Annotated in this window: 1 pseudogene; it reads right to left on the bottom strand. The window is 50.6% G+C overall.

The features are described from left to right. Positions 1–913 (bottom strand): annotated as a pseudogene (locus ACO0LD_RS31725) (IS3 family transposase); the annotation flags it as partial.

Genomic DNA, 913 nt, shown 5'->3' with positions numbered 1-913 from the left:
GGTGTTGTAGAAATTCGTTATATAAGCAACGATGTCCTGTCTTGCTTCCATTTTATTAGCATAGCTGCCTTGCCAGACGCGTTCCATCTTCAAATTAAGGAAGAAACGCTCTGCAACAGCATTGTCCCAACAATTTCCTTTGCGGCTCATGCTGCAAATAAAGCCGTACTCTTGCAGCAATGCCTGATACTGACGGCTGGCATACTGAGAACCCCGGTCAGAATGAACAATTAAGCCAGAGACAGGTTTGCGTTGCCCAATCGCCATACGTAAAGCATCGCAAACGAGTTCTGCTGGCATAGTGGGTGCCATCGCCCACCCCACCACTTTACGTGAGAATAAGTCCAGCACGACTGCCAGATAAAGCCAGCCTGTTTCAGTACGGATATAGGTGATATCTGATACGTAAGCCAGGTCCGGGGCTATGGGATTGAATTGCCTGGCCAGGATGTTTTCTGCTACAGGTAAGTTATGCCTGCTATTGGTGGTGTGCACGAATTTACGTCGCCAGACTGGCTGCAGCCTAGCCTGCCGCATCAAACTGCGGACCTGATAGCGACCAATACGAATGCCTTGCGCCTGCATTGCCATCACCAGGCGACGGCTGCCATAAGACTTATGGCTGGCACTAAAAGCTGCTTTCAAATGAACTTCCTTGCTGCAAATACGGGGCGTGGCATGGCGTTGTACCGAGGCGTAATACGCTGACCTGCTGACTTCCAGTACCCGGCAACTATGCGTTACCGGAATGGCCTTCTTTTGCAAGTGGGTGATGAGCCTGTAGCTCATTTCATTTCCCTGGCGAAGAAGGCCGACGCATTTTTTAAGATGGTCACATCCATGCGCAGTTGCCGGTTCTCTTGCTCCAGCTCACGGATGCGTTGTTGTTCTGCTGTCAGTGGCTTACTTGCCA

The sequence above is a fragment of the Undibacterium sp. Ji83W genome, from assembly GCF_049340385.1.
Lineage (GTDB): Bacteria > Pseudomonadota > Gammaproteobacteria > Burkholderiales > Burkholderiaceae_D > Undibacterium.
This window is presented reverse-complemented; position numbering and strand designations above follow the sequence as displayed.